General features: G+C 35.9%; 12 protein-coding genes. 9 read left to right on the forward strand and 3 right to left on the reverse strand.

All coding sequences use genetic code 11. From position 1 onward, the window contains the following. Window positions 1–6: 6 nt before the first annotated feature. The 8 genes from CG11_RS04255 (at window position 7) to CG11_RS04290 (ending at window position 16,660) form a co-directional block, all read left to right on the forward strand. Complete coding sequence (locus CG11_RS04255) at window positions 7–4,383, forward strand: DUF6443 domain-containing protein (protein WP_052593486.1); 4,377 nt, start codon at window positions 7–9, stop codon at window positions 4,381–4,383. Window positions 4,384–4,406: 23 nt separating this feature from the next. Then, a complete protein-coding gene (locus CG11_RS04260; RefSeq protein WP_052593488.1) occupies window positions 4,407–12,071 on the forward strand; it encodes a polymorphic toxin-type HINT domain-containing protein in 7,665 nt (2,554 codons plus the stop codon). A 1-nt stretch (window position 12,072) separates the two neighbouring features. Further along, complete coding sequence (locus CG11_RS04265; RefSeq protein ID WP_052593490.1) at window positions 12,073–12,879, forward strand: hypothetical protein; 807 nt, start codon at window positions 12,073–12,075, stop codon at window positions 12,877–12,879. 30 nt (window positions 12,880–12,909) lie between these two features. Beyond that, complete coding sequence (locus CG11_RS04270) at window positions 12,910–13,359, forward strand: hypothetical protein (protein WP_052593492.1); 450 nt, start codon at window positions 12,910–12,912, stop codon at window positions 13,357–13,359. 380 nt (window positions 13,360–13,739) lie between these two features. Then, window positions 13,740–14,183: a hypothetical protein gene (locus CG11_RS04275; RefSeq protein WP_052593494.1), complete on the forward strand. Its 444-nt coding sequence runs from the start codon at window positions 13,740–13,742 to the stop codon at window positions 14,181–14,183. A 148-nt stretch (window positions 14,184–14,331) separates the two neighbouring features. Then, entirely contained in the window at window positions 14,332–14,937 is a 606-nt protein-coding gene (locus CG11_RS04280; RefSeq protein WP_052593496.1) for a peroxiredoxin-like family protein, read from the forward strand. A 251-nt stretch (window positions 14,938–15,188) separates the two neighbouring features. Next, window positions 15,189–16,427: a peptidase U32 family protein gene (locus CG11_RS04285; protein ID WP_052593498.1), complete on the forward strand. Its 1,239-nt coding sequence runs from the start codon at window positions 15,189–15,191 to the stop codon at window positions 16,425–16,427. 5 nt (window positions 16,428–16,432) lie between these two features. Continuing rightward, entirely contained in the window at window positions 16,433–16,660 is a 228-nt protein-coding gene (locus CG11_RS04290; RefSeq protein WP_052593499.1) for a ferredoxin, read from the forward strand. 27 nt (window positions 16,661–16,687) lie between these two features. Here the strand turns inward: CG11_RS04290 and CG11_RS04295 are convergent, their stop codons facing one another. Next, window positions 16,688–17,524, reverse strand: coding sequence for a hypothetical protein (locus CG11_RS04295; protein ID WP_052593501.1), 837 nt, complete (start codon window positions 17,522–17,524; stop codon window positions 16,688–16,690). A 699-nt stretch (window positions 17,525–18,223) separates the two neighbouring features. Here CG11_RS04295 and CG11_RS04305 point away from each other — a divergent pair. Then, on the forward strand, window positions 18,224–19,252 hold the full coding sequence (locus CG11_RS04305; protein WP_052593506.1) for a DUF3089 domain-containing protein: 1,029 nt from the start codon (window positions 18,224–18,226) through the stop codon (window positions 19,250–19,252). Between the two features lie 191 nt (window positions 19,253–19,443). Here CG11_RS04305 and CG11_RS04310 read toward each other — a convergent pair whose 3' ends face one another. Both CG11_RS04310 and CG11_RS04315 read right to left on the reverse strand, forming a co-directional pair. Beyond that, window positions 19,444–19,917, reverse strand: a complete 474-nt coding sequence (locus CG11_RS04310) for a CYTH domain-containing protein (RefSeq protein ID WP_052593508.1) — start codon at window positions 19,915–19,917, stop codon at window positions 19,444–19,446. A gap of 4 nt (window positions 19,918–19,921) precedes the next feature. Then, entirely contained in the window at window positions 19,922–20,461 is a 540-nt protein-coding gene (locus tag CG11_RS04315) for a hypothetical protein (RefSeq protein ID WP_052593510.1), read from the reverse strand. Window positions 20,462–20,504: the final 43 nt, after the last annotated feature.

Genomic DNA, 20,504 nt, shown 5'->3' on the forward strand with positions numbered 1-20,504 from the left:
TCTATTATGAAATATATTTCATTGCCCATTGTATTAGTATTGCTGTTTTTTAGTAATGCTCAGGGACAAGTACACCAAAGTTGCAGCTCTTTTGCTTGGGGAGATGTAATTAGTTCTCAACAAAATTTGCCAATTAATATCCCTTCTACGATCCATGATAAAGTAAACTATCTGGTTGGAGAGACAGAAGTACAGTTTAAAATTTCCATAGAAAGCAATGGTGTTTATCCCTACGGACGGGGAGATAATTTTTTGCTAGAATTTACCTTGTCGGGGGATATTGTGGATAATAGTAACCATTCTGTATTGGGGAGTGCTATTAACCAATCCATTACCTTGAGCCCAACAGAGCCAGAAGCGATTTTTGTTTCACGAATAGGAGCACCGAATCGAATCAATTTTAATGGTTCAAAAAATCCTTACAATCTAAGTACCAATCAATTGTTTGACATAACGAATTTATTGGTGACGGTAACCAACAGCCAAGGAATGACCATTCCACACGCTATCTTAAAATTTGAAGTGTGTTATAACATGGACTTAAAAAGTTCTGTTGGAACAGGGGTCAATACATCAATGGTTTACTCAACAGTCAACCTAAATAGCATTCCCACCTTAGTACCTAGTAGTGGTTATTATAAATTTGAATGGAATAGTAACCATGTTTACTATCCTAATTATGAGTTTCAATTGTTAAAACTAGAAAATACAATTCTAGATCGACCAGCCAATAACCAAGAGTTGCAAACAGAAGTAGATTGGAATCAGGCATTGTCTTTTGTAATTCCAGAAGAAAAGCTAGCTCAAACCAATGGCATTTATAGTTTGCATTTTAAGCCTTCTGAGGGGACGGGGTATTACCTTTGGAGAATCAAACCAATTGGAAATTATTATGACGGAGGCGTTGCCAATAACCAAAACTGGGGAAGTTGGAACACGCCTTTGTATACGGCTGCTTATCTTGCAGGAACCAATACAATTTCCTTGTCAAGTGCTAGTCTTGTCTATAACGATTGCTTTTTCTACACAGATGTAGATGAAGACAATAATTACATATACAGCAGAACTTTTACCGAAGATGGGCAAGTGTATGAAAGCATGACTTATGCCGATAAATTATTGCGTCCAAGACAAACACAGAGCTATTTACCAGCCGAAGATAAAACGTTAATTGGGCAATCTTTATACGATCATTTGGGGCGTTCTTCTATTTCTGTTATTCCTGTCCCAGTAGATGGAAAGATGAATGGCTATAAAGAAAATTTTGTTCAAAATCAAGGCGGTGATTTATACGTACAAGAAGATTATGCTAGGGATAATAAAGTCTATGACCCTTCAAAAATTAGTACCAATGGTGCTTATTCTTATTATTCTCCCAATAACCCAGACATCACAATTCCCGATGCAGAAGGTTATCCTTTTACAAGAACATTGTATAGTAACGATGGTTTAAACAGAGTAATCGAGCAATCTGGAATTGGTCAAAAACATATGGTTGGACCTATTTCAAGTGGGAGAGGACGCACAACAAAAACAAACATTCAAGTTAGTGTGGACGATGCTGAGTTGGTTTCTATTTTTGGAATAGAAGCTCCTAATGCCAATCACGTAACTAAGCAGATTGTTATTGATCCGAATGGAACCACTTCTGTTACCTACCTTTCAAAAACAGGGAAAGTCTTAGCAACTGCATTAGCAGCAGCTTATGACCCAGAAGGAACTTATCCACTGACGGAGTTAGACAACTCAACAAGCAATGATTTAGTCATTACCGAATCTTTGGATCTTGGTTCTTATCAAGGCGGTCGTTTTATTTCAAATAAAGAAATTGAACTGGTTCAATCGGTAGGAAATTTACAATTTGAATACCAATCGCCAGGTTGTGGTGTTGGTGGTCAATTTCCACCTTGTTTGAGTGGTCAAAATTGCAGCTACGAAGTTAAGATTAAAGTCGTTAAATTTTTGATTGACCCCAACGATCCTTTGTTTGATATGTTGAATCAAAATGTTACGCAAGAAGTCGTCTATAGCAATGAAACAACACCATTGATTGTACCTACTTGTACCACACAAACAGTTACTACAGGAGTTGCCTTAGAAAGAGGAACGTATATGATTATCAAAGAGGTAAAACCTCTGGGGACAAGCATCCAAGATGCGATTAATACTTATCAAGTACAGGTTGAAAATGAGATTATTACTTATATGAACTTGATAGGACTGCTTTTAGATCAAGTTAGCTCAGAATCTGACTGGGTTTATGTGCAACAAGCAGTAGATGAGGTAAACAACTACATGACTCACCAAAATACAACAACATTGGCAACAAATCTAGATGCCATTAGTTTGTTTTCGGGGGTATTGACAGGTTTTGCTTTTAGCGATCTTACCTTTTATTCTGTCAAAAGCCTTAGTTATGACGATGGTCAAACCTCAACGGCTGGCGCTTTTGAAGTCGATAAAATTACCTTGAAGCTGGAGGATTGTTATGGTAATGAAACAACCATCGCTTCAGAGGTGGAAGCCAAAAAAGAAAAATTTAGAATTACACGTTCGGATTATACTTATAATGGAATTGGATATGATTATCCGCCATTTTTAGAATATTTCTTGGAAGAAATTGGACTTGAAATTTACAACGATGCGAGTCAACCCAATAGTATTTTTGCCGATTTCTTTGATGGGTATAAATACTGGAACGGTAGTCAGTGGACACAAATAGACGAAAATTTTGTGTTCGCTTATATCAATGCCTCTTCTACAAATGATTACAAAGTGCTGAATGCAAACCAATTTAATCGCATGGTTTGGCATATGTTTAATGATAAATATTATGGTGGACAAGTTCGCTATGTCGGCAGTGCTGATCCTGATAATATATCTGGTAGCGATGAGTATCAATATTATGATGCCTCTAGCAATACTTGGTTGCAATATGTCAATTCAAGTTTAGTGGATTATCAATATGATGTGGAAGAATTAAAATCTTGTTGGGAAAATGTATTTGGAGTGATGAAAAAGATGTTAGATCCAGATGTCCAGAATGCGATTAACAATGGCATATCCAGCCATTCAACAGATCCAGATGGTTCCATCAACAATAGCAATGCTGGAGCAGGTTCTTATCAAGATGAGATGAATAAGCGCATACCATGGATTATCAAATTTTTCTTTGGCGATAGTTTAGAAGATCAAATGACAAACGATCAAAATAATGGAGGGGTGCAACCTGTTTTTAGCAGTATTCCTTTAAGTGCCAAACACTTGCCGAAGCAGTTTTTAGAATGCACAGGTTACAAATATGCTAGGATTATAGACCCTGCTTTTGGAGGGACATCAGATTACTCCAATTATGTGAGTACTCTCCCTGCCAATCGCCAACATGGAACGGTCGCAAATATTAGTTTTAATACTTACGATATGCCTTTGAGTGGTACGCCATCTATTTCTTCTGGTGGTTATTTAGGAATTCCTGGTTATGCGGATGAGATGGCAGAGTATTATGGAACGAATGAAAGAGTTGCGCATAATTTGACTTACGATCAACATAGTTTCCCTGCATTTCCATTTACACAAAATCTAGTCTTTGCCTTTAAATATTATGAGTATTGGGGAAGAACATTTAGTCAACCACATCCATGGAATGGTCAAACAGATAAAGCAGGAAATACTTTGACAGTATCGGGCAATTTGAACAAACCGTTGAGTTGCCTAATGTGTGAAGAGAGCTACAGTTATTATGAAACAACAACTAGTGCGTGCAACCAATCGTCTTTTGGCCACGATGAATGGCCTTGGCAACGCAGGAACTTATTCCTACAATGTGCCAAGACCCTAAACAATTCAGGTGATTTGCCCCAAGACGATGATGTTGTAGCGAATGGATCTACTTTAGAAGTTAATAAAAACTGTTCTGAACTTCCTGATTTAGTTCCAATGATAACTGCCTGTGAGAATGATTGTGAATCGAGAAGGGCAGAGTTTCGACAAAAAGTTATTCAAACCTTTGAAAATGCTTGCTATGCAGTAGGGCAATGTTCGGCTCAAAACCCGAATTACATTACCATTGCTGAAATTGATGCTTATGTAGACGAGATTATTGCTGAATGTCAATCTCATTGTGGAATCACAGAAACACATACCCCAATCCAGTGTTTTGATGCCGCTGGAGTGAGTATCCACTATTGCCACGTTGATGTTGGGACAGAATGTGAACTGGTTAATAGGGATATTGCAACCAATTGGCAATTGGAGCTATTTGTCTCTCCTGCGCCAGGATGTCCTAATACGGTTCCAAGTGTTAGTCCATCGATGACACCTTGTCCTAATCCTTCTGTGAACGAAACGGAGGTGATTCAAGTAAGTATTCCAAGTAACCCATAAATAAAACTCTAAAACAATATAACATGAAAACATTTTTGTTTTTTGCTTATTTTTTTTGCTTCAGTACTTTATTGTTTGGGGCACCTGAGCCAACTTTAGATATTACGCATATATGTAATGGAGGTGGAGCAACGATTAATTATTCCTATGAAGGAGAAGATTATTATTTTGGTTGGCATTTTGAAGATGGAGAACCTTTCTTAACCGAGCCAGGTGCAGGAACAATAGAAGATGCGCCTAAGGGGCGACATACGGTAACACTTTATGTTCGAGGAAGAGGTGGTTACCAGAGTTATTCTTACATTATTGATGTCTATGATATCACGCCCACATTTAATTGGGTAGAAGGAAATGCTTGCAATGGAGTAAGTGGAGACGCTACAGCAAAGATTACACTTCACAATTATCATTCTAGCATTAATTATACGGCCTATCTAAAAAATCCAGGTGGACAAGTATTGCTAGCTGCTAATATGACTTCTAGTTCGCATACTTTTACTAATCTACCAACAGGTAACTATCTAGTAGAGGTTCAATCTGATGATGGAGCTTGTAGCCACATAAAAAGTATTGCTATTTATGATGAATACCTTACTGCTACGGTTAGTGCTGATGTCGGAACTTGCCACACTTTGGGAGGAAGCATTACAATTGATTTACCTGATTTTCAAGCAGGAGAAACGTACGATATAAGTGTTGAAAATATTGATAATTTTCAAGTAATTAATTACCAACAAACAACAGGTAACTACACTTTAGCGAATGTAGCACCTGGGAATTATCAAATAACTATTCGTAAAGGCAGTTGTGAAAAAGTACTTACTGTTACAGTAGAAGGAGCTGGTGTGCAAGCCGTTACTAGTCTTTATTTAGATGGAGGCTGTTATTGGAAATTCAATGCCGTTATGTTAGGTGGCGCTGTTGCAACCAATTATACTTGGAATTTAGTAGATGCTTCAGGCAATCCAGTAACTACTGGAATTAGTTACCCTACGGTTGAAGGAGATGAAATATATATCCCCACCTCTCATAATTCTGTTGCTGGTACACTCACTGTAACAACAGCAGATGGTTGTACTTATACCGTCAATCTAGAATATCCAAGTACGAATATGTTTTTGACTAGTGGGACACCTAGTCATACTGTAACGGATAATACTTGTGGTGTTTCGGTTGGCTCTATATTAGTAGATTGGTCAATGTTGTCTCCTAATCCTACAATGGCAGTACATGAGGTAAAGCTATATAATGGACCTACTTATCAGACTAGTTTGTACCCTAATGGTGCTAGTGACGTTACATTTACCAATCTTAATGCAGGGACATACACAGTAGAATTACATGCTGGAGGAAATTGCAATAGTGAAGGAATTGTTGAGATTAGTAATATTATTGTAGCGGAAAAAGAACGAACACTTAAAACCTCTAACAAGGTAATTTGTGATAATGGTTCCGTGGCAGAATTGTCGGTTGTGACTTCTCTTGCAGCTAATATATCTTGGGGGCCAACAGGAGGTAATCCTATTCCGAATGCTACAGGGGGAACCTACACCGTTCCTTCTCCTCTTATTAGTTCTTTTTATACGGTAACAGTTACAGAGAACGGTTGTACCTCAACAAAAGATTTTGAAATTGCGACAATGAACTTTCCTGGGCCAGAGGTGATTAAACCTATTCGTTGTGGAAGCCCAGGCACTTATCAACTGTGGCTGCCTGGTATAACATCTTCTAATCCAGCCAGCCCTTTTGCCCCTTATACTGTAACTATTGATGGAGAAACTACACCTGCTTTTGGGCATGGACAAGCTTCTCAACCTATTGCAATTGAAACATCAGGATATTATCCAGTTACAATTACTTCTGTTAATACAGGTTGTCAAATGACTATTAATACCTATATAGGAACGGCAGGATTGGATGTAGACTTTACAGAGGTAAATCCAAGTAACTGTGTTACTAATAATGGTAGTCTATCTGCTTCGACCAACTCGGGAGTAGGACCCTATACTTATACATGGAGTACAGGAGCACAGACACAAACTATTACAGGCTTGTCTCTTGGCGCCACCTATACGATTACAATTACAGATGCTGCTAATTGTACAGGCACAGGAAGCTTCACTTTTAACACAGCAGGAGCTTATGGTACATTGATAGTAGGAGAGCCCAATGGACCAGGGTCTATTTGGAATAATGGACCTGCCTGTTCAGATAATGCGACCTTATTGGCTAGTTTTGATGGTGCTAGTCCACCAGGACCCTTAACCTATACTTGGTCGTTATCAAATGCAGGAAACGCAGCATTGGCAACAGGCTTTGGAACAGGAACACATAGTGTCACGGTAACGGATGCGAACGGTTGTACTTATACTGCAAGTAAGTATCTTAATGCAGGATGGCAATACCCTTCACCTCAAGAAGTGGAGCAGTATATTGATTGTGCCAATAACCGATTTGGTTTTTATTTTGATTACAATGCTTATTGGGGATGCTCCTCTGTTGATGTCGAAATATATGAGCACGATGCGTCTATAGACGGATCAGCAAGTGGGACAGATGCTTTTAAAACGTTAATTCATACTACAACGGTACAACAGAATGGTTCTCACACAGTATGGGTACCTATGAACAATGCTTTGGATCCGAATACTAGGATTGAACTTCGTTTTGGTAGCTGCTGTAATCAATGGTATTGGCAACCGATACATAATCTTGACTTTTCTTTGCCAGAACCGACCATTACGATTTTGCCAGCGAGTTGTACGAGCTCGGGAGATGTTCAGATTGATTTTCCTGCAACAAGTTATACCGCTCCAAATCAAACGGTTTGGCATGATGGAGTGATTAGCAATCATAGAACAGATTTGCCTGCTGGAACGTATATGGTGAATATGCAGCATCAACAAGGTTGTAGCCAACAAGAACTAGTTCATATTCCTGGTGCTAGTGGAAATCCTCACTTAATCCAAGCAAATTCTTGTCAACAGAGTATTAGCTTAGCCGCCAATAACATTACGGGAGGAACTGCAAACTACACTCTTAAAGTGAATGGAGTTCCTACGGCTGTTGGAACGACATTAACAGGCATAGGCAGTTATACGCTAGAAATTACAGATGCCAATGGATGCGTGGGAACGGAACAGCTTACGATCTATGAGGAAACGTATAATGCAACGGCTCAAACAACGGCTCCTTCTTGTGAGTTGACAGATGGAAAAATTAAGTTGCATGTTAATAATAATGTAAGTGGAATTGCTTCTTATGAGTGGACTGGTCCTGGAGCAAGCTCTTATACAGGGCATACGCTAAATGGTTTGGTTGCGGGGAACTATACGTATACCGTTACAGACAACAGAGGTTGTCAACTAAGCAACTCTGTGACCTTACCAACCAATACAACAATTTCTTTAGGATTGTTTGGGGGGTGTTTGCCACAAGTGACCAATATTACAGGAGGAACCGCTCCTTATCAGCTAGCTTTTGAGGCAGATTTAACACAAAATCCTAATCCAACACAAACTTCATTTAATCTAATATTGGATGGAAATACAACCTATCCTTATGATTTGAATGCGTTAGATCAAGGTGCTTATAATGTGTATGTGACAGATAAGCATGGCTGTCAAGTTGGTCCTTATGCCTTGAATACCTTGCCAACACCTGCACCTACTCGGAATCTAAGTTTGTTGCACATGCGTTGGAAGCGACAAGAGGTGACCGCCACCACTACCAACAATTACAAGGAAGCGGATATCATCAAAGATGATTTGGCGAAACAAAGTCAGAACTTTTTAGATAATTTAGATGCTTTGGATGGTTTGGCAGATCATTGCGAACGCCAAACAACCGATCAACTAGACGCTCAATTTGAGCAGAGTTTGCACCATTATACCTTATATTATTACAATGTAAAAGATCAATTAGTCCGTACCGTACCACCTGCGGGTGTTGATTTTATCAACAACAATACAGGAACAGACTTGAATGACTTACTTGCTTTTAGACAAGGGACGGGACCTCAACCAAGTAAGTTGATTCCTGACCACCATCAGGTGACGCAGTACGACTACAACGCTTTGGGGCAAATGGTCAAAACCAATACGCCTGATAAGGGAATTGGAACGTCTTTGTATACAGAAGATGGTTTGGTGCGTTTTGCACAAGATGCAAAACAGGCAGCGGCAGCCAGTCCTACTTATTCTTATACTCTGTACGATGATTTAAAAAGAGTGATTGAGGTTGGAGAAATGTCTTGTGCTACTCTATTGACGCAAGCAGATGTCGATGCGCTCAATTTGGATCAGCTACCTGCTTCTAGTACAAAAGACGAGCATGTCAAGACTTTTTATAGTATTCCACACAAAATAGCAGGGACTCCTATTGCTTATTACGGTTTATTTAATAAACAACAACGTTATTTGAGAAATAATGTCTCTTATACAGAAAGTCATCAGAATGGAGTTGTTGTAACGACTTCTTATAGTTATGATGTACACGGGAAAGTAGAATGGATTCGTCAAGATATTCCTGGCTTAGGGGAAAATTACATTGCTTATGATTATGACCTATTGACTAAGACAGTAAAACAAGTTCGTTACAACGAATATTCAGAAGATCGTTTCTTTCACAAATATACTTACGATGAACAAAAACGGTTAAAAGAAACCTATACTTCTAGAGATGGAATTATTTGGGATAAAGATGCGAATTACAATTACTATGCGCATGGTTTGCTGAAACGAACAGAATTAGGTGAGGACAAAATTCAAGGCTTAGATTATATTTACACCATTCATGGTTGGATAAAATCGGTTAATAATCCATTGATGGATCAATATGGTCTAGATCCTTCTGATCCGAATACCAATGATGTTGGGAAAGATGGTTATGAGAATATCTTTATGAAAGATGTTTTTGGTTTTACCTTAGGCTATTATGAAGGTGATTTTACGAGGGATGGTTTGGATAACTTGATCACGTATAGTTCTCAACAGTTGTATAATGGCAATGTTTCTTCTTGGTCGAATGGAACAAATGTAGAAGCTTTAGCTCAATCATTACCTGGATTCCCTTCTCCGAATAGAGAAAGTATTACTCAACGTGATTTTACATATGACGAGGTCAATAGAATTAAGACCAGTGACTTTTTAGTTTCTAATACGCCTTTGGGAGATGAGAATTTTCCAGCGATGTTTGTTGTTCCTAACAAATACAGTACAAGTTATTCTTACGATGGAAATGGAAATCTTCAAGAGCTAAGTCGTTATGGTGATAATAATTTAATTGATGCCTTAACGTATAATTATGGCGCAAATGATTTAAAAAATCGTTTGAATAGTGTTGAAGATGGACAAGGCAATCAAGGAGTAGGGGATTTAGAAGCTCTACAATCGTACTTATACGATGAGATTGGTAATTTGACAAGAAGCACAACTCCTATTGCTGCTAGTGGAACGACTGAAATAATGAATGTTTATTGGCGTGTGGATGGAAAGGTAGACTATGTCACAGTGGTCAATGGGGGGAATACTAGTCAACTCAACTTCCTATATGATGCTACTGGAAATCGGGTTGCCAAGGTATGGGATCCTAATATAGCCAATCCTAATGATGAAATTACTACGTATCATGTTCGAGATGCTTCTGGAAATATCCTTGCAACCTATGATAAAACATACAATGGAACTGCCTTTGAAAAAAGCTTAAAAGAGAGAACGCTTTTTGGTAGTCAGCGTTTAGGGATCGATAAAAAAAGCATTACTTTTATAGGAACACAAGATATTGTTCGATCTGGTGTTTCTATTTTGGAAGGCTTACAGATTCGTACAGTAAGTGACAAGCTCTTTGAATTATCCGATCATTTAGGAAATGTTACTACTACAGTATCTGACTATAAATTAAAGACGGGAACAGGGTATGAAGCTAATTTGTTGAGTTATCAACAGTATTATCCTTTTGGTTGGACGATGCCTGAACGACAAGCGAATGTTGGTAATTACCGTTTTTCTTTCAATGGGATGGAAAAAGATGATGAGGTTGGTAATGGTAACTTTACAACTATGTTTAGAGCCTATGATGCTAGAGTAGCTCGTTGGTGGAGTGTAGATCCATTATCTTATAAACAAGCATGGATCAGTCCATATGTTGCATTTGATAATAGCCCAATTTGGAAAACAGATACAGATGGTGATTTGCCTATAATTATTGTTTGGGCGCTCAAAAAACTGGGTGAAGCGGCTTTAGATGTCGTTGTAGACGTGGCAATTCAAGCAGCAATAGAGCATTATATTGGAGGAGTTAACTGGGGAGATGTAGATATAGATTGGGGAAGTGCTTTGTTTGCAGGAGGAGAGTCTTTTATAAGTAATAAGAAAGCAAAAATTATTGCATCAGCGGGGTATGAAATGTTATCTTATACTTATAATGCAGAAGATTGGAATGTTGAAGATTTTGTAAAAACAGGAATTTATGGAGGTTTAAGCTCCCTTATTGGAGATAGAGTTGGAGGCTTAGTGACAAAATATGGACTTCCAAGTGTTGTTAATGGACTAGAGAAGATGGGGGTAAAAAGGCAACAAATCAACCGATGGTTAGGACTCAACGGTTGTTTTCTAGCTGGAACTCCAATTATAGGAATAGATTCTACTATAAATATAGAAAACATTGAACTTGGCCAACTGGTAACAGTTTCTCTAGATCATTCAGAAAATCCTATTGGTTATAATGCATCTCACAATCAAGTTCTAAATAGAGAGTTAATAACTTCCACTTCTTGGAAAAAGCTTTATATTGAACTTCTAAAACCAAATAATACAATAACTAAAATAGAGTTATTACGTCCAGATTGGTGGATAGAAAAAAATGTCGATAAGTCAAATAACAAAGTTTATATTACTATACCTGAGTTAAAGCTTTCTGGTTATGCAAATGTTATTAATATAAGTGAACATACAATTCAGTTAACTCCTGAGTACTTTAAGTATAGGGCTGTAACGGGTAAGTTTACCCATATTAGTGACATGGTTATTCAACTAAACTTCAAGAATACCAATACTCTTTTATCTGTTACATCTAATCATCCCATTTGGTCAGAAAGTCAAAATAAGTGGGTTGATGCCGGTAAATTAAAAATTGGTGAAAAAGTATTCACCAATAATGGAAGTACTACTTTAATAAGAAAGACTGTATTAGAAGGCATTCATGAAGTATATAACTTGGAAGTTCATGATGCACATAATTATTTTGTATCTGATATTGGAATTTTGGTTCATAATGCAGTTTCTTGTCCAATTATTACAGAAGGTCTAGATAATTTAAAAACAACAACAGCAAGCAAAAGTAATAATTGGACTTTAGATGTAGAAGGAAAATGGCAAAACAAAAAGAGTGGAAGCTCAAATTATGCTCCTCACAAAATTAATGAGTCTGATGCAGATCAAATAGGGGCAGAGTTTTTGGGGCATTCTTTGGATGAAGCTACAAAAGTATATAAGAAAAATGGTCAATTATTAGGATATGTTAGTAAAGATGGTACAAGACGTTATAGGGTTCCTTCTACACACGAAGGTACCCGTAAGATAAATTTAGAAATAGATACCAAAGGAAGTAATAGATGGGATGAATTAGATAAGAGGGGGGCTATTAAAAATGAGAATGCCAATCATCACATTGAGATAATAACAGATTAATATGTATATAAGAAGAGAAGATGTTTTAATTATCCCTGAAAATGAGTGTGACTCATTTTCAGGTTTTTCTAATAAATCTTTTGAAATTAAGATAGATAAATTCAAAATACATGAAACCTTTTCAGTCGATTTGTTCGATTTTTTTTACTATAAAGAAAAATATTCTAAAAAGTATCCATATTTTTTCCTTGTAAGTTCTTTGCCTACTTTTTTTGTTAAAAAGTGGGATAGTGCAAAATTTTGGAATCTTATTTTAAATGAAATTGAAAGTGTATTGCCCCTTGAGTTCAATACTTTAGAAGAAGTGAATACTTTTCTATTTAATTTGGAACCTATAATGGCCCTTTATTTTACAGATTGGCATGACTTATACTGGCCTATTGACCCAAACGCAAATCCAGAATTGCTAATAAATGGTGAAGAAATAGTCTGCAAGCCAATTTATGCTTATGAAGGAAATGGAAATCGATACAATTCTCAAAATAAAATAGAAGATTTACAAAAATATCGTCCCCAAAAGGATAAAGACTGGGAGTTGTATGTTTGTTATGAGTTGACATTTCCTAATAATGAAACTAGAGAGTTTTATATTACTTATACTTCTTGTTCTAAAATTATTGAATACTATGAAGGATATTTTAATAATAATGAAGATGAAATAGTAAAAACGTATAAACATTCTATAGCAGCTACTTATTCTTACAATATACTAGTAGAACATCTCGATAACATAGCTGCTCTTCTTGATTCATCTTCTTCTGTAAAGCAAGGAATGAAAAGGATAGGGCATTTTTTTGATGTGTTATAAACATAAGTGACGATATTTTTAAATAAAAAAATGACTACAATTTTTTATAAAATAGATTACAGCAGTTTAGCAAATGAAGATGCAATTCTTAAGTACTCAAAGAGGGATTTAGGAGAAATGGTTTTTATTGGAGATATTTTAATATTAAATGAGAATACCAAGGATTATTTAGTCCTTAAAGAGATTAGTTTATTTCGATTTTTCTATCAATGTCTCCATGCTTTGCATGAACTAAAATCGACTAACGAATCAAAATTTTCAGATCCATCCAATTATTATGATATAAAAATGAGAATAAATAAAGGGATGCTAGAGATTAAAGATATTGATTCTGTGCAAGTCAATTATAAGGAGTTCTTAAAGGAGTTTTCTATAGTATGGAAAAATTTTATTAAAGAGTTAGAGTTAGCTTACCCTAGAATTATTAACAACAAAAAATACCTTGAATTAAGACAAAGCTGTTTTGATGATTTGCCTTAATCTAGTGTGCTGTTTGTGTTCGTATTAAGCATTACATTCAGTTAACAGACGATTGTCCTATTATAGGATAAACTGTCTTCCAAATCAAAAAAAGGAACAAGCCTTACTCAAACTTGTTAAAACAAATTAAATGATAGCGTTAGGATTTTTCCTAACGCTATTTTTTTTAAGAAAACCCGAGAAATTTAAATAAAAGGAAGAAAAACTATTTCATTGCAAGTATTTTGTCCTAGTCTGTTCAAAAAATATATTGAATAGATTTTTGAATGCTGAAAAATTAGTATTTATTGTGACAGGTTGTACGATTGTGACAATACACCATAAAACAACTTTCATTTTAGGAATCAATCACCTTTGTCTGTTCTAAGTACGTTTATTGCATGAAAAAAAATAAGAATATAGAGCCTAGTCCTGCATTTTATAACTTTCAAGTTTATGATATTGAAGAAAATAGCACTTGGAAAGAGGGGATTAATTCGAGCTTGTCGATTGTTGTTCTGCTGAAAAATGCGACTACAGAGGATTTGAATTTATTAGGAAAAATTTTCCAAGCTGTTGGAAGAAATATAGAAGAAGAGGTTTGTGTGATTAACACGCTTACAACGGTTTCTTATAAAGAATTAGCAACACTTTTTCATTTAGAAAAAGTACTTGTTTTTGGTATCCATCCAAAAGAATTTGGGTTGCATTTGAATATTGACATTTATCAGACATTCATTTTTCAGGAGGTACAGTTTTTGTTCTCTGACACGTTGCAAGTTATTGCCAGTAATTTACCCAAGAAAAAATTACTCTGGGCGCAATTGCAAGCCATGTTTAAGTAGGTTCCTAATAGCCTGTAAAGAGGTAAAACCCTAAATTATTGTTAAAAACTTGCAATTTTAGACCAATTGGTCTAGTTTAGATGTTCTTAAGAAAGAGTAATCCTCAATTATTGTTATTTTTTATCTTTACTTATACTAACTCATTTTTATGAAAAATGTAATCCTATTATTATCTAGTTTGCTATTGTTTTTGGGCACTACTGAATTATCTGCTCAAAAACTATCTAAAAATGTCAAAGTACCCAATATCAATACGGTAGATGCGGTTGGCAATAAAATAAAACTTCAAAACCTGTTGAAGGAGAATAAAAAAGTCTTGATTTGTTTTTTTAGACCTGTTTGGTGCCCAATTTGTAACAAGCGAACGCACGAATTGATTGAGCGTTACGAAGATTTGAAAAAGAAAGGCATCGAAGTTGTTGCTATTTATCCGAGCAACCAAGAAACAATGGCTCAATATGTTAAAGATGCCAAAATACCGTTTCCTGTAATTTCTGATCCTGACGAAGTGATTTATAAGGAGTATGCTATTGAACGTTCGATGCAAAAAGTAAAAGCTTCATTGGGCAAAGATGATGTCAAAAAGGTTTATATGCAAGGTCAACAGCTTTATGCAGGAAAATCATATCCCAAAAAGGGAGAAAAATATGATACTATTATCAATGCTGATTTTTTAGTAGGTGCTAAACGAACGCTAGAAGTTGCCTATTATGGGGATTATGTAGGCGACCATTATAGTTTGGATAAGTTGTAATTGCTTATTATTATAACTTTATCTATGCTACTTTGTAACTTGATTACATGGTAGCTTTTTTTTGTCTATTAAGCAACAGTATGGAATTTTTACTAAAAAAAAACAAAGTCTCGAAGAAGTATTGTCGCTTTCATAATAGAATTTTGGTGAAAATTAACGAACTTTGCACTTCAGTTTGCCATTTGCCCAGATAAAGCACTTATATAGGCTGTCAAAAAGTGGTAACAATCGTAAAAATAAAAAGAAGAGTAATGATAGAATTAATGGCGCCAGCTGGCAATTTTGCTGCGATGCAAGCAGCTATAGACGCAGGAGCAGATTCAGTATATTTTGGAGTAGAGCAATTGAGCATGAGAGCTCGCTCTACTATGAATTTTACATTAGATGATTTAGAAGAAGTGGCAGCACGTTGTGCTCCAAAGAATGTAAAAACATATATAACCCTAAATACCATCATTTATGATCATGATTTAGGCTTGGCTAAAAAAATTGTAGATCGAGCAGTAGCAGCAGGTATTACGGCTATCATTGCGTCGGATCAAGCAGTTATTCAGTATGCCAAATCTAAAGGAATGCCCGTTCATATTTCAACTCAACTGAATGTGACGAATATAGAAACGGTACAATTTTATAGTCTTTTTGCAGATGTCATGGTTCTTTCAAGAGAATTGTCTGTGCGTCAAGTACAGAAAATCGTAGAAGGAGTTAAAAAAGATGATATAAGAGGACCTAGTGGTGAATTGGTTCGTATTGAAATTTTTGCACATGGTGCCTTGTGTATGGCTGTGTCTGGCAAATGTTACTTGAGTTTGCACACACAAAATTCGTCGGCAAACCGTGGTGCTTGTATTCAAAACTGCCGTCGAAAATACCGTGTTGTTGATATAGAAGGAGGGCATGAGTTGGAAATCGACAATGAGTATATTATGTCACCAAAAGATTTGTGTACCATTGATTTCTTGGATCAAGTAATTGCGACAGGAGTTAGTGTATTAAAAATCGAAGGTCGTGGTCGTGCTCCTGAATATGTGAAAACGGTTATAGAATGTTATCGCGAAGCTATTGATGCTTACTATGCAGGAACATACAATCAAGAAAAAATTGATGACTGGATGGCTCGCTTGGCAAAGGTGTACAACCGAGGTTTTTGGAGTGGATACTACTTGGGACAGGAAATGGGAGAGTGGACAAAGAAGCATGGTTCTTCTGCACAACAAAAGAAGGTGTTCTTAGGAAAAGGAATTCATTATTACCCAAAAGCAAAAGTAGCTCACTTTGATATTGATTCTTATAGCTTAAAAGTTGGCGATAAAGTCGTTATTATAGGTCCTACTACTGGAGTTGTAGAAACGGAAATCACAGAGTTGATGGTTAACAGTCAAAAAGTAAATGAAGCAACAAAAGGAATGGATTGTACTTTTCCTTTGGAGCAATTAATTAGAAAATCTGACAAGCTTTATAAGCTTGTAGATGTAGAAGTTGAAGCATAATTAATATGGTAACGATCTCTTTACAACGAGCAAAATGCATTGGTTGCAATTATTGCTGTGAAATGGCTTCTGACCGTTGGGCGATGTCTAAAAAAGATGGTAAAACGGTATTAATAGGAAGTGAAAATAAGCGAGGTTTTCATATCGTAAAGGTTGGAGACCATGAATATGAAGATAATAAGCGAGCAGAAAAAGCTTGTCCCGTCAATATTATAAAAGTAGTATCGGTATAAAAAAACGCCTTCGGGCGTTTTTTATGTTTAAAAGCGAATCACGCCAGTTAAAAGTAATACAACCAATAGAGCAATGACCAATAAGAGCCCTTCCATTAGAAGAATGGGTAGCGATATGGGACGAATTGGTTTTAGTGGAGGTTCTTTGGACGCTTCTCGCAAACGATTAACAATCGTGTCGATACTTTCGTAATGTTCCATTGTTGGATTGACGGCACGAGTTGGATCAATAGGAATCATATTAGCAGCAGGCAAAGCATCTTTGATGCTAACCAATTGATTTTGAAGTTGTGTTTCTAGTTGCTCTAATTTTTGGTTTAGAGTGTCAACAGCTGTTTCTAAAGGATTTTCTTGCTTGGCATCAACCTGTGTTAGTTGCAAAAAATCTCCCTCTGTCAGTCCATTTTGAAGTGCATTTTCATTTAAGTCTAATAATTTATCCCCTTTTTGCAGGTGCAAAATACCATCGACACCTTGCACAAAATTCTTTTCAGAAGCTTGTTGTATTATGCTACTTAAAGGGCTATCCTTAGGGAGTTGAATATCTAAAATTAAAGGCTCTGTAGGGTGTTTAATTCGAAGAGAAATTTCTTTTTGAGCAGGAATTATTTCTGGTGCATCATCTTTGTGCGCTATAATTTTTATCACAGCACCATCGTAGAGTTCCTGAATCTCGTCAAAAGTCATCTGACGTTCTAGTGCTTGTCCCATTAATTCAAAATCATATCCATTTTTATTCTCGTTGATAAAACCACTCAAAAGAAGATTGTTGATCATTTCTTCAACGGTAAAAGAACCATCAATGTCTACATTCAATGTAGTTCCATATTGTGGATGCATGAAATTTAAATTATATTCTATCATTGGGCTATGTGTTATTTATAAATAGACTATACTCAAAAAAAAGCTTGTTGGTTTCTAGCATTACTCCGTTGGAAAATCGTATTAGTTTACTTCGTGAGCGCTACGCTTTTAGTTAGCTTCGCTGCTACTACGTGGTACTTCGTGAGCGCTACGCTTTTAGTTAGCTGCACTGCTACTAAGTAGTATTGCATGAATGCGATTATTAGTAAGATGTAATTTTGCTCTAAAAAAAACTAAAAAATCAATGGAGGATTATTTCTAGAATAATGGATTTTAAATAAATATAAAAGTTTAGTCAAAATACTAAAAAAAGGGAAGACTAAAAAGTAGTCCTTGATTGATTTTTATGCTTTAGGTAGAAAAATTAAAAAGTTTCCTTTATTAAATTCGTTGTTTGGCAATAAGGAGTATAAAGTGTCTGCTCAAAATTTAAAACAGCAATTTAAAAAATATAGTTCCTTCATAGAACGGATTACAAATGGAGTTAGAAAAGCTTTTTATTGCAATGTTCAAACGAACTTTAGTATCTTTAGTTTGCATTTCAATTAGAGGAATTTGAACAGAATAGATCTTATGATTGTTTATTACACATTTATTCTTTTATTACTACAAGGTGCTTTGTGAGTACGCTACAGCTGATTACCAATACGAAGTATTCTATTTTATAACAGCAAAATTATTTTACCGATTCATAAAACTATGCAAATTGTTACTTTAACGACTACAATACTTTTTCTTTTGTTTGCAACGACTTCTTACACACAAACTAAAATTGAAGCCTTTGGTCAAGTTCCTCAGCCCGCTCGACCCGATTATTCCAAACTAGAGAATTGGGCAGCACATCCTAGTAAAAAGGACAAAGCAGATAAAATTCCTAGACCATTAAAAACGGAATTAACCAATTTACCAGATAAAGTAGACGTCTTCTTTGTACATCCAACCATTTTTACAGAGACTCCCCAAAATGAATATTTGTGGAATGCTGCTGTAGAGGACGATAAAATGAACAAACAGGTAGACAAAACAACAATCAAATTACAAGCAAGTATTTTTAATCAAGCAGGAAAAGTATATGCTCCAAGGTATCGCCAAGCGCACATTCGTAGTTTTTTTGAACCATACACTCAAGAAGGAAATAAGGCCTTGGATTTGGCTTACGAAGATGTAAAAAATGCGTTTGAGTATTATTTAAAAAACGAAAACAAAGGGCGACCGTTTATTTTGGCGGGGCATAGCCAAGGAGCAAGACACCTAAAACTGTTGCTTAAAGAATGGTTTGATGGAACGGATTTGTACAAGCAGCTAATTGCAGCTTATATTGTAGGATGGGGGGTAGAAGAAGGAACCTATGAGTCCATTCCTTTAGGAACAGAACCAGAACAGACGGGATGTTTTGTAACTTGGAGAACTTATAATCGTGGTTATATGCCAGATTGGATTCAAGATGAAGATGTTTGTGTAAATCCTTTGACTTGGAAAGCAGATACTACTTATGCTCCTTACAGTGCTAATGAGGGAGCAATATTGTTAGGTTTTAATATACTGAGAAAAAAATTGTTTGATGCACAAGTACATGGTCCTGTGTTGTGGGTCGGAAAGCCTAAAATGTTTTTAGGAGGACTCTTTCAACGAGATAATTATCATGTAGGGGATTTTAATTTATTTTACCTAAATGTTCGAAGAAATGCTATTCTTAGAGCAAGAACCTTTTTAGAGCAAAATGGATAGTTAAGGATAAATTAGGGGGAACATATTTTATCCATCAACAGTATATTTATACTATGAGAAAAATACCATTAATAAGATTTGACTAGGCAATAGCTATTGGGGGATTTAGGAATGCCTGTTTCACAAATAGCTAAAAAAAATGGGTGTTACAGAGGATAAAGTAGAGGAAGTAATAAATCGTCGAAGCTAGTTTATGACCAGTTTTTGAAAGGATGTAGGACTAAATTAGAGTTAAAATAACGCTGGTCGTGGGAAACTTCTTCTTGTATCCATAGAGGAAGTTCGATAGATTGGTTTTCTGTATCGAGTTCTACTTCTGCTAAAATCAAGCCTACATTGTCTCCTTCAAACTCATCAACTTCCCAAGTGAGATCATTTACTGTTAAGACATACCGTTTTTTTCTAATAATAGAACCTTGGCATATTTTCAGCAATTCCATTCCTTCAGCCAATGGAATGGTATATTCAAATTCTACTCTAGAGATTCCTTGACTTTTGCCTTTAATGGTTAATAAAGCTTGCTTTTTTTTGATGCGGATACGAACAGTACGTGCTGGATCTAAAGATAAATACCCTTGAGAAAGCTCCATGCAGGTAGCTTGAGATTTGGCTTTTTCCCAAGCTTCTAGTTGTACCAAATATTTACGTTCTATTTCTACCCCCATATTGTTAAAATTTATAAATATAATGCTTTAAAAATACCTTTTTTCCTTTTGGAGTTAAGGCATGATCTGTAAAATCTAGTTCGACACCACTAAGTACTTCTAAAACAGGGCGTTTGTGTGGGCTTAAAATAATGAGACTTTTGCTGTGTTGAAATAATTGGATGGTCAAAGGATACAGTTTTTGTTCTTCACAGAGATGCATCGCAAAACTACAGATGATAGAACTGTAATTACCTTCTAGTTTCCCTTTAATAACATCATCAAAAGACCAACGATAGCATTTTTGTTTTAAATTTTTTTCATACAATTGATGTGTATAAGGGTCACTTCCTGTCATATTAGAATACCCCATTTCTTTTAAAATCCAACTTACTTCTCCACCTCCTGCACAAAAGTCTAATACGGTACTATAGTCCAACTTATCTTCATTATTAATAATGAGTGTTTCGATTTGTTGATTATGAGGGTTTTGATATTGATGACCATAATCTTTGTAGTATTTGTCAACTCCCAATTGTTCGTATAATTTTCTAATTGGTTTCATAGTTAAGTAAGCTGAAAAAGTATCCAGAAAATAACATTGTTTT

Source organism: Aureispira sp. CCB-QB1 (assembly GCF_000724545.1).
Classification (GTDB): Bacteria; Bacteroidota; Bacteroidia; order Chitinophagales; family Saprospiraceae; genus Aureispira.

Excerpts from the sequence above, each read along its gene's own strand:
- CG11_RS04255 (WP_052593486.1), top strand. The coding sequence starts at position 7 with ATGAAATATATTTCATTGCCCATTGTATTAGTATTGCTGTTTTTTAGT.
- CG11_RS04260 (WP_052593488.1), top strand. The coding sequence starts at position 4,407 with ATGAAAACATTTTTGTTTTTTGCTTATTTTTTTTGCTTCAGTACTTTA.
- CG11_RS04265 (WP_052593490.1), top strand. The coding sequence starts at position 12,073 with ATGTATATAAGAAGAGAAGATGTTTTAATTATCCCTGAAAATGAGTGT.
- CG11_RS04270 (WP_052593492.1), top strand. The coding sequence starts at position 12,910 with ATGACTACAATTTTTTATAAAATAGATTACAGCAGTTTAGCAAATGAA.
- CG11_RS04275 (WP_052593494.1), top strand. The coding sequence starts at position 13,740 with ATGAAAAAAAATAAGAATATAGAGCCTAGTCCTGCATTTTATAACTTT.
- CG11_RS04280 (WP_052593496.1), top strand. The coding sequence starts at position 14,332 with ATGAAAAATGTAATCCTATTATTATCTAGTTTGCTATTGTTTTTGGGC.
- CG11_RS04285 (WP_052593498.1), top strand. The coding sequence starts at position 15,189 with ATGATAGAATTAATGGCGCCAGCTGGCAATTTTGCTGCGATGCAAGCA.
- CG11_RS04290 (WP_052593499.1), top strand. The coding sequence starts at position 16,433 with ATGGTAACGATCTCTTTACAACGAGCAAAATGCATTGGTTGCAATTAT.
- CG11_RS04295 (WP_052593501.1), bottom strand. The coding sequence starts at position 17,524 with ATGATAGAATATAATTTAAATTTCATGCATCCACAATATGGAACTACA.
- CG11_RS04305 (WP_052593506.1), top strand. The coding sequence starts at position 18,224 with ATGCAAATTGTTACTTTAACGACTACAATACTTTTTCTTTTGTTTGCA.
- CG11_RS04310 (WP_052593508.1), bottom strand. The coding sequence starts at position 19,917 with ATGGGGGTAGAAATAGAACGTAAATATTTGGTACAACTAGAAGCTTGG.
- CG11_RS04315 (WP_052593510.1), bottom strand. The coding sequence starts at position 20,461 with ATGAAACCAATTAGAAAATTATACGAACAATTGGGAGTTGACAAATAC.